Here is a 10,494-nt window from a genome sequence, read left to right on the forward strand (position 1 = left end):
ATCGAAAATCATTATGCCTTCCTACACATTTACCAATAAACGAACAAATCTGTACATCTTTCTGAGCGCCGTGTTTCTAACCAATGCGCTCATCGCCGAAATCATTGGCGTTAAAATCTTTTCGGTCGAAGCACTACTGGGCACCAAACCGGCGCAAATCCATCTCTTTGGCGACTTTATACTCGATTTTAACCTCACAGCGGGGGCCGTTATCTGGCCGTTTGTATTTATCACCTCCGATATTATCAACGAATATTTTGGTAAAGCGGGTGTTCGGCGAATTTCGTTTCTGACGGCCGGTTTCGTGGGGTATAGTTTCCTGATTATTTATGCCGTTACAACGCTTCCACCCGCTCAGTTCTGGCTTGATGTAAACGCCAAAGACGCGGCCGGAAACGCAATCAATATCAATAATGCGTTTCAGATGATCTTTCGGCAGGGGCTGGGGATTATCATTGGTTCGCTGACGGCCTTCCTGATCGGGCAAATCCTGGATGTATACGTATTTCATTCACTCCGAAAAATTACAGGTAGCCGAAAAATATGGCTTCGGGCAACAGGCTCAACATTAGTATCGCAGTTGGTCGATTCATTTGTGGTGCTAGGCATTGCCTTTTATATTTTCGGGAACTGGTCACTGACCCAGGTACTGGCAGTCGGTATTATCAACTACATCTACAAAGCCACATCGGCCATTGTGTTAACACCGCTGCTCTACGTAGCCCACCATTTTATTGATCGCTACCTGGGTAAAGAGCACGCCGAAGAATTAGCCAATGAGTCGGCCATGAGTTCATTTATGTAGGCCTCACTAATTTCAACTATCCACCCAAACCATCATTTATGTAAAAAAAACAGGCTAATCATCTAATCTTGTGAGAACGTTTTTCGTCTTGAGTTGCTTTTGGTTAATTAATAAAACGACTAGTGCACAAACGATTACGCGGGGGCCCTACCTGCAATCGGGAGCCCAAACCGCGGTTTCCATCCGTTGGCGAACCGATGTGCCAACCGTAGGACGAGTTGCTTACGGCTTATCATCGGATAACCTCTCTGCAAATGTTAGCGAATCAACCAGTACCACTGAGCATGAGATTCGTCTGTCTGGTTTAACACCTGATAGCCACTATTTCTACAGCGTGGGCACCACTACCCAAGTACTCCAGCAAGGAAATGACAACTACTTCCTTACGGCTCCTCTCACCAATACGAAGCGCAAAATCCGGGTAGCCTCCTTCGGCGACAGTGGGATGAATCCCAACAACAACCAGACAAACGTTCGGGATGCGTTTCTCAATTTTCGGGGCAATACGCCAACGGACCTCTGGATGCTGATTGGTGATAATTCCTATGATGGGGATGATCCGGCCTATCAGACGAATTTCTTCGAGCCGTATCAAACTAATATGATGAAAAATACGATGCTGTTTGCCGTGCCGGGGAACCACGATTACAACAATAGTGCAGCACTGGCAGCATCACATAATATTCCGTATTTCTCAATTTTCAGTTTACCAACCAACGCTGAAGCAGGTGGTGTGCCGTCAGGAACCAAAGAGTGGTATTCCTTTGATTATGGGCCCATTCATTTTATCATGCTGGATGGTTTTGGTACCCGAAACGTTAACGGCACCGAAAGGCGTTTTTTTGCCGATACCGTTAACCATCCACAAGTTGCCTGGTTAAAACAGGATCTAGCGGCAACTACCCAAAAATGGAAAATCGTTTACCAGCATTTTCCCCCTTACAGCCATGGAGCCCACAACTCGGATACTGATCCTGACCTAATTGCTGTTCGCCAGTTTATCAATCCCATTCTCGAACAGTATGGGGTCGATCTTGTCATGCTTGGCCACAGTCATAATTATGAGCGCTCGTACCCAATTCATGACCAGTACGGCCCTTCCAGTGATTTTACGTCAAATCCAGATGCATACCGCTTTCAGAAAGATAACAGCACCGGACGATATGATGGGTCAGCCAACTCCTGTCTCTACAAGAGTAGCTCGGCGAAAAAGAAACAGGGAACCGTTTATGTAGTGGCTGGTTCGGCCGGTGCACTGGGCTACAATCCATACGTTGGACCCCATCCTGTCATGGTCTCTACAGAACGGTTGGCAGGCGGTTCATTTTATTTTGACGTTGAAGATAATCGACTGGATGCTAAGTTTATACAGCCTAACCCGCCCTCATCTTACTCCATCAGCGACCAGTTTACTATTATGAAAGATGTGGGCCTGGCTCAAACCCTGACGGTACCTATCGGGCAGTCAATCACGCTTACGGCATCCTATATCAGCGACTACCAGTGGAGCAGTCCCACTAACGGAGGGTTTTCAGCATCGAGCCGTTCAGTAGTTGTCAATCCAGCGCCTGGCAGCACTAGTACTTACGTTGTACACGATAGTAAACATTGCGTGCAGGATGTATTCACCGTGATTAGTGCGGGGTCTATGTTCACCCTCAAGTCGGGCAACTGGAATGACCCCGCGATCTGGTCTGGCAATCGGGTACCGACTGGCAGCGATGCGCTTCAATTGAAACACATCGTGAGCATTCCTACGAATACGCAAGTTCATGCGCAAAAGGTTACCTACGATCCAGGCATTAAGTTGCAGCTTGGAGCTCAGGCTAAGTTATACCTGGCTAATTGAACACGACACAGCCTTCATTTTCGTTGACTTCTCCACGCTCTTTTTCAATATCGGCCACCGATTTTCCGCCGATTTAGCGTGTGGTTGTCATCTATGATTGGCAGTTTAAGAGGTCGGCTTGTCAGACCTGTGGTATCGGTTAATGATTGTATAAAAGCAACCAACGACTTTTGCTCGGGTAAAGTTAGGTCGAGTGGTTTATCGGCTAGTGTTTGCCCATTGAGCTGAATACCGATTCCCCGGCCCCCACCCCGGTTATAAAAATCAATAACCTGATCCAGGGTGCGGTAAACGCCATTATGCATGTAAGGGGCAGTGAGGGCACTATTTCGAACGGTGGGCGTTTTAAACGCAAATCGCTGAATATCCTTCTGGTATGTACTGAATTTTCCCGGATCTGAGTCGATTCGGGCGTTTTTCGTTTGCCGACGCTGGGGCACACCAATGATTTCGCTTTCCGTTTTCTCATAATGGGGTGGTACAAACCCGTTATAGATCGGGAAGAAATGACAGGTTGCACAACGAGCTTTCCCCAGAAACAGATTGAAGCCCAATCGCTCATCGGCTGATAAATTGGCAGATTCCCCTCGTAGATAGCGGTCTGGACGAGCGTTCAGGCTCGTCAGGCTACGGATGTAACACGCCAATGCGTTACGCACATTAGGAGCAGTTAGGCCGCTTGGGAAAGCCTCCGAAAACAGTTTTTTATATTCGCTGCTACCCGACAATTTATGGATCACTTCGTCGGGCGATGTACGCATCTCATGGGCATTTTTTAGTACATCATGGGCCTGATCTTCAAGATAAAACACCCTCGAATCATAAAACTGAACCGTTTGCAAACCCGCATTCAGCAGCGTAGGCGCATTCCGTAGCACTGATCTACGTCCTTTAAACGCCCTACTTTTAGCTCGTCCATCGGTAAAAGCCCGTTCCGGCTGGTGGCAGGAAGCACAACTTCGGGCATTATTGCCCGATAATAGGGGATCAAAGAACAGAACTTTTCCTAAGGCCACCTTTTGGGGAGTACTGCTAAAATCGCCAAAGTTGATCAGGTAATCAGGGCGAAACGCGCCGGAATCCGACAGTGTGGCCACGGTTGGCGAAAGAAATCGTCCACTGGCCGTTGACGCAATACCGAGTGATTGACGAGCTAGTTGCAATGTCCGGCAAAGTGGGTAGAGTTGATTCCGACTAAAGGCAACCCGATCGAACCGGTCAAAATCGGGAGCCGCTTCTATAGCCTGAATGGCTCCAGTCCAGCGTTGTTCCAACTGAGTCGCTAAGGGTTCAGGAAGCTTTTCGGCATACGGTCGAAACGTTTCTCGAAGAGTTTTCAGCGTAATGATCGCTTCGGGTAATCCGGTCTGGACTTCAGGTGAGTCGTAGCCCGTTATACCTAATACCTGCAGCCTGAAGAGTTCCTGTCGTATGGCATCCAGTATATCTACATCCGTTATCCGCCCGGCGGGTATTCCCTGCTCCAATCGGCCTGAGTACGATAGCAGGAACCCGATCTCCCGGATTAGGCTGTCTTTTTGAGTGGAGTTGTAAGTCGGAAATAAATACGGCTCCACCACTTGTAGGCCAGTGGGTTTACGGAGAACCTGTCCGGGTTCGTGTTCCTCAACCTCTACTACCGGTGGGCCATTAACACGGCTCGCCAAAACCGGCTGAAAGTATTCTAACAGCCATTCAATCCGCTTATAGGCTAATCGGCTCCGTTTGAAAGCAACCCGGAGAGCATCCGCAGGAACATCACGCTGCACATACTCAGCCAATTGCTGCACCTGCTCATGAAATCGGGCTTTATCAATCAGAAACTGGTTGTACACCCGCTCACCTTCAGGCGGAACCGCCTGTGGGAGAAATGCCGCAGTTGCCACCACCACGAAAAGCAGGACTAGTAGCCGGTACATAAGTACTTCTATTTCCAGAAGGCAAAGATCATCCCTACCCTTTGTAAGTAAACTCTTAACGGCTGTTTACTGCCCGGAATTGACCCGCCGGATGTTATCCAGTAAAACAGCTGTGGCAATTCCGACGTTTAAGGACTCAGCATCGCCATAGCGAGGAATCGTTACCCGCTGCGTAACAAATGACGCTAGTTCGGAGCGAATCCCGTTCGATTCGTTACCCATTACCAAATAACCCGACTTGCCGAAGGCTAATGTATGCACATCGTCGCCATCTAAAAACGCACCATAAACCGCTAATGAGTTACTCCTTTGTTGCCCAGATTGCCTTAAGACCTGCACAACATCGCCATACCACCACTGCACCCGGGTGAAGGAGCCCTTGCTGGCCGAAATAACTTTGGGGTTGTAGACATCGGCTGTGGTTTCGGAGCAAAGAATTTTTCGGACACCGTACCAGTCAGCAATGCGCAAAATGGTGCCCAGATTACCAGGGTCCCGGATATCGTCTAAAATTAAGGCGATCTCACCTGGTTCGGCCAATAGTGGGCGGTTCTCTTTCGTTCTGACCACAGCAAGTGCCGCGTTGTTGCTTTCGAGGGTACCAGCCCGTTCCAGATCAGTCACCGATGCAATTTCAACCGGTGTTCGTTGGTGGTCTGTTAAGTGAGCGTTTTCTTTGTAGAATGCTTCGGTTGCAACAACAAGTTCAATCTGGAAATCAGACTGTAGAACTTCCTGAACACTCTTGGCACCTTCGACCAAAAAGGCACCCTGCTGTTGCCGGTGTTTTTTCTGGTGCAGCGACTGAATATATTTAAGTTGATTTTTAGAAAGCATGGTTTTTATAATGAATAATGTAAAATGGATAATTGAGAATGGTAGGCGCTCAAATCGTCGTCATCATTATTCATTTTACATTATTCATTGTGCATTGATTTTCTCCTTATCTGGTTGCCTGAGTTCTAAGAAATTACGTACGAATGAGTACATTCTGACAGCTCAGACCGTACGTGGAAACCGCGCGATTCCAACAGAGTCTCTGGAGAGCCTGATTCCTCAGAAACCGAACCGCCGGATTCTGGCCCTGCCTATTACACCCCCGCTCTGGTTTTATCAGCTTGGCTTAAGTCGATACAACCGTGAAGAGGCTTTACGGGAGTTGCAGGCCAAAACTAACGAATTTGAACAGCAAAGCCAGCAATTGGCTGATCAGCCCCAAGCACTTAAAAAGCTAAATCGAAAGTATGGTCGTAAATTGAAACACCTCCGCCTGAAGGCCGAAGAAGGAAACTGGCTTATGCGTAACCTTGGCGAGCCCCCGTCCTATTTTGCGGAGAGCGATGCGAAAGCTAATGCAACAAAAATGCAGAAGTATTTGGCCGATAAAGGATTTTTCAATGCAAAAACGGCTTATTCGCTTGATACACTACGCAGACGACAGATTCGGGTGAATTACCTGATTACAGAAAACGAAGGATTTTACCTTCGGAATATCACCTACTCCATTGCCGATCCGCGGGTCGACTCCATTGTTCGGCAATCGTTCGACAAGTCCAGGCTTCAAACGGGCGAACGATTCGATTTTGACAACATGGCAGGTGAGCGGGTTCGGATCGAGTCGTTATTACGGGATCAAGGGTACTTTACCTTTTCGCGACAGTATATCCGGGCTACCGATGTCGATACGATCAGGCGCGGGAACGATCGGCGCTTTTACGACAAACTCGAACCCGGCGATTCAACCCGGCGCAATGTAGATATAGCCCTGCAAATTGTAAATCCTCCGGGAAAATCGGCCCACCCGATCTATCATATTGGCGATGTGGAAGTGCGTATTAGTCCCGATATCGATGCATCGGGGGCGTCTTTTGTGCAAGGTGTAGCCACTGCTCTTGACACGGTGCGTCGTAACGGTATTACGTATCTGCTGGGCGGTCGGGATATTTCAGCGCGATTGCTAGACTCGAAAATTCACATCCGTCAGGGTGAATTGTATAGTCAGACCAATTACCGGGAAACGCAGCGGCAACTGTTTTTACTAAACCAATTCAAATTTGTCAACCTCAATTTTACGGATACAACTCGTCGTCTACTAAGAACACTCATTACGGCCAGCCCCCTGGATAAATATGAGGCTACCGCCGAAGGAGGCTTAACGGGCTTACTCTATCAAGGACAAAGCTATCCAGGTGGCTTTGGTAGCCTGGTTTTCCGGGTGCGCAACATGTTTGGCGGTCTGGAAACCTTTGAAACATCGGTACGCTATGGGATTGAAGCACAGACTGGTTTCGTGAATGACCCCAATAATCCGGGTAGAGCTGTTTATTCATCTCAGGAACTAGGCATCAGTAGTTCACTGATTTTTCCGCAAATCTTGTTTCCGGGCGCTCTTCGATTTCGATTTAACCCATATGCTCCCCGGACACAAGTCAGTTTGAGTTTCAACAATACATTTCGGCCCGATTTCCGGCGATCGCTCCTGCGGGCTACCATGGCCTATAATTGGCAAACTACGCCGGCGAAACAGTTTAGCTTTTTAATTGCCGATATTAACCTGATCAATGCGGGACCTGGCAATAGTAAAATAATCAGTGATGTATTTCAGGCCCAACTCGACTCGCTGCGCAAGCAGGGCAGTACCGTTTATTTAAGCTTTCGGCGGTCAATCAGTTCAAGTTTCAGTTTTGCCTACACGTATAATACAAATACACCAGGGCAGAATCGACGCGCTAATTTTCTACGGGCAGTGGTTGAATCGGGTGGTACAACCTTAAATTTCTTTACCGATTCACAGTTACGCAAGTTTTTTAACACAACCGACTCCACCGGTTTACAATTCTACAAATACCTGCGTTTCAACGTCGATTATCGCCATTACATTCCTCTTCGAACGCGGATTACGCTGGCCTTTCGAGTCAACACGGGCTTGGTTTATGGGTATGGTTCGAACAGGACAGCACCCTATGAAAAATTATTTTTTGCGGGCGGCAGCAATAGTATTCGGGCGTGGCTTCCGCGCCGATTGGGTCCTGGTTCTGCCTGGCCACAAACAGCTGATGGAAAGCCTGTATTTAATCCTGATTACAAGGATCAAGAACAATTCTTGTACACCGTTGAGAAACCAGGCGATATGATTATTGAGGGTTCCGCCGAGCTTCGTGGGCGATTATTTCACCTTGGTGCCGATGTAAATGGAGCCATTTTTGTAGATGCGGGCAACGTTTGGACAATCAGTAACAACGCCAATCGCCCCGGTACCGCCTTCGCCTTAGGTTCATTCATTCCACAAATTGCGGTTGGTACAGGCGTTGGTCTACGCTTCGACTTCTCCTTTTTTGTTATCCGATTCGACGGTGGGATTAAAGTATGGGACCCTGCCCGTCAATACTTCAGTGAGGTAGACGGAAAAATAGTTGACAAGCGATTCATCCTACCCGAATTCTCTCTCAGTAAATTATCGAGTGGCCCCAATCCCCTGGTCATCAACTTTGGCATTGGCTATCCGTTCTAAGCATTACCCATATATACCCATACATAAACGAATGATTGCTACGTATTTCAAAGACGACGACCCTCAGGATGAGCGGCTCGTTTACTATGGCTTTACCTCATCAGGACCGGCACACTTACCTACAGATAGCCCCATTGGCCGCTGGAATGGAAACTTTGGTGTAGTCGTTACAGCTGATCTCCAAATCAATGATTACATAGGTAACGCCACCGCCTGTTGGGCCTATGCCGATAAAGTTACCATGATCCCGGCCTTATTTGCCTAATGGCCCCAGCTCTATTTCCAATCCGATCGTTTAAGAGAATTTAACGGCAAATCCTGCCAAAATGACAGCATAATCGGGGCTTTCTTCGTAATTTTGTGAAAATAGTCGTGGGTCGATAGCCCTAATTAGGTATTGGCTCACGACTGTTGACTATCAACTGACGAATAATAATGACGCTCATCCCCGAATTAACCATACTTCAACCGGCTGACAAGGAACAGATTGACCTCCCACGTACTTCTGAAGAGGAATTGGCAGTTGGTAAAAAGCGGCTATATATTGAAAGTTACGGCTGCCAGATGAATTTCGCCGATAGCGAAATCGTTGCGGCTGTAATGCGAAATGCAGGTTTTGCAACGACTTCATCGGCAGAAGAGGCCGATGTGATTTTTTTGAATACCTGCGCCATTCGTGATAATGCCGAGCAGAAAGTTCGCCATCGACTCAAACATTTAACGGGTCTTAAACGACAGAAACCCGAACTCCTCGTCGGAATGTTGGGCTGTATGGCTGAGCGCCTGAAAACCAAGCTTTTGGAAGAAGAAAAAGTGGTCGACATTGTGGCCGGTCCTGATGCATACCGCGACATTCCGAAACTGGTTGAAGAAGCCGAATCGGGCCAGAAAGCAGTAAACGTTTTTCTGTCACGTGAGGAAACCTACGCCGACATTTCGCCTATCCGCTTGAATTCCAATGGCGTAACCGCCTTTGTTTCCATCATGCGCGGTTGCGACAATATGTGCAGTTTCTGCGTGGTGCCGTTCACCCGTGGCCGCGAACGTAGCCGCGACCCATACAGCATTGTCCGCGAAGCGCAGGATCTCTTTGACCGGGGCTATCGTGAAGTGACACTGCTCGGCCAGAATGTGGATAGTTATAAATGGGTATTAGGAGCGGGGAGTGAGGAGCGAGAAGTAGAACCTGCGCCAGAAACTTCTCACTCCTCGCTCCTCGCTCCTACTACTACGTTCGCGCACCTCCTCGAAATGGTGGCGCTGATCCATCCTGACCTGCGGGTACGGTTCTCAACGTCGCACCCCAAAGACATTACGGATGATGTGCTACACACGATGGCGCGTTATGATAACATCTGTAACTATATCCACCTGCCCGCTCAGAGCGGTAACAGTCGGGTACTGAAACTGATGAACCGGACGTATGATCGGCCCTGGTACATTGGAAAAATTGACCGTATCCGGGAGATTTTAGGCGAAGGCTGCGGCATTTCAACGGATATGATTTCGGGCTTTTGTACCGAAACAGAAGACGAACATCAGGAATCGTTATCGCTGATGGATTACGTCCACTATGATTATGCCTATATGTTCGCCTATTCTGAACGGCCGGGCACGCTAGCTGCGAAGAAATACGCTGATGACATTCCGGAAGACGTAAAAAAACGGCGACTGAATGAGATCATCGCCCGGCAGTTATCGCACTCAGCCGAACGTAACCAACGCCACATTGGGCAGGTACAGCGCGTTCTGATCGAAGGTACATCCAAACGTTCCGACGACTTTTTATGTGGCCGGAATGACCAGAACAAAATGGTCGTGTTCCCAAAAGGAAATCATCAAAAAGGTGAATATGTCAACGTACTAGTCACCGAATGCACCTCCGCAACGCTGCGGGGACAAGTCGTTAATGAATAATGTACAATGAATAATGTATAATGGCCTGAAGCCGCAATTTCCTATACATTATTCATTGTACATTATCCATTATTCATTAAAAAGATGAATCAACAGGAAATTCAAAGCGTTAAACAGCGCTTCGGTATAATTGGTAATGCACCTGCGCTTAACTACGCAATCAACGTAGCTATGCAGGTAGCTGCTACCGACCTGACCGTGCTCATTACGGGCGAAAGTGGCAGTGGGAAAGAATCATTTTCCAAGATTATCCACAGCCTGAGTGCCCGAAAACACGGTCAGTTTATTGCCATCAACTGTGGAGCTATTCCCGAAGGTACCATTGACTCGGAGCTGTTTGGGCACGAAAAAGGCTCATTTACAGGCGCTGTTGACTCCCGAAAAGGCTATTTCGAAACCACCAATGGCGGTACGATCTTTTTAGATGAAATTGGCGAAATGCCACTTGGTACGCAAGCCCGACTCTTGCGTGTCCTCGAAAATGGCGAGTTCA

At 48.0% G+C, this 10,494-nt stretch carries 8 protein-coding genes; 6 read left to right on the forward strand and 2 right to left on the reverse strand.

Annotated elements, in window-relative coordinates; translation table 11 throughout:
* Positions 1 to 13: 13 nt before the first annotated feature.
* Positions 14 to 805, forward strand: coding sequence for a queuosine precursor transporter (locus ACYVGO_RS18115; protein WP_142772130.1), 792 nt, complete (start codon positions 14 to 16; stop codon positions 803 to 805).
* 70 nt (positions 806 to 875) lie between these two features.
* A complete protein-coding gene (locus ACYVGO_RS18120) occupies positions 876 to 2,654 on the forward strand; it encodes a purple acid phosphatase family protein (RefSeq protein ID WP_460970463.1) in 1,779 nt (592 codons plus the stop codon).
* A 44-nt stretch (positions 2,655 to 2,698) separates the two neighbouring features.
* On the opposite strand, the gene ACYVGO_RS18125 is transcribed toward ACYVGO_RS18120, so the two are convergent.
* Positions 2,699 to 4,573 (reverse strand): cytochrome-c peroxidase, encoded by a 1,875-nt coding sequence (locus ACYVGO_RS18125; protein WP_460970464.1) that lies wholly within the window; start codon positions 4,571 to 4,573, stop codon positions 2,699 to 2,701.
* A gap of 66 nt (positions 4,574 to 4,639) precedes the next feature.
* Positions 4,640 to 5,410 (reverse strand): TrmH family RNA methyltransferase, encoded by a 771-nt coding sequence (locus ACYVGO_RS18130; RefSeq protein WP_460970465.1) that lies wholly within the window; start codon positions 5,408 to 5,410, stop codon positions 4,640 to 4,642.
* Positions 5,411 to 5,420: 10 nt separating this feature from the next.
* Here ACYVGO_RS18130 and tamL point away from each other — a divergent pair, with 10 nt between their 5' ends.
* The 4 genes from tamL to ACYVGO_RS18150 form a co-directional block, all read left to right on the forward strand.
* Entirely contained in the window at positions 5,421 to 8,084 is a 2,664-nt protein-coding gene (gene tamL / locus ACYVGO_RS18135; RefSeq protein ID WP_460970466.1) for a translocation and assembly module lipoprotein TamL, read from the forward strand.
* Between the two features lie 31 nt (positions 8,085 to 8,115).
* Positions 8,116 to 8,349, forward strand: a complete 234-nt coding sequence (locus tag ACYVGO_RS18140; protein WP_142772125.1) for a hypothetical protein — start codon at positions 8,116 to 8,118, stop codon at positions 8,347 to 8,349.
* Between the two features lie 170 nt (positions 8,350 to 8,519).
* Positions 8,520 to 10,001: a tRNA (N6-isopentenyl adenosine(37)-C2)-methylthiotransferase MiaB gene (gene miaB / locus ACYVGO_RS18145; RefSeq protein WP_460970467.1), complete on the forward strand. Its 1,482-nt coding sequence runs from the start codon at positions 8,520 to 8,522 to the stop codon at positions 9,999 to 10,001.
* 84 nt (positions 10,002 to 10,085) lie between these two features.
* The coding region (locus ACYVGO_RS18150; protein ID WP_460970468.1) for a sigma-54 factor interaction domain-containing protein at positions 10,086 to 10,494 on the forward strand (409 nt) is incomplete at its 3' end.

The organism is Spirosoma migulaei, from assembly GCF_054776855.1.

Coding starts and splice junctions, on each gene's coding strand:
- ACYVGO_RS18115 (WP_142772130.1), top strand. CDS start 14: ATGCCTTCCTACACATTTACCAATAAACGAACAAATCTGTACATCTTT.
- ACYVGO_RS18125 (WP_460970464.1), bottom strand. CDS start 4,573: ATGTACCGGCTACTAGTCCTGCTTTTCGTGGTGGTGGCAACTGCGGCA.
- ACYVGO_RS18130 (WP_460970465.1), bottom strand. CDS start 5,410: ATGCTTTCTAAAAATCAACTTAAATATATTCAGTCGCTGCACCAGAAA.
- tamL (WP_460970466.1), top strand. CDS start 5,421: ATGAATAATGTAAAATGGATAATTGAGAATGGTAGGCGCTCAAATCGT.
- ACYVGO_RS18140 (WP_142772125.1), top strand. CDS start 8,116: ATGATTGCTACGTATTTCAAAGACGACGACCCTCAGGATGAGCGGCTC.
- miaB (WP_460970467.1), top strand. CDS start 8,520: ATGACGCTCATCCCCGAATTAACCATACTTCAACCGGCTGACAAGGAA.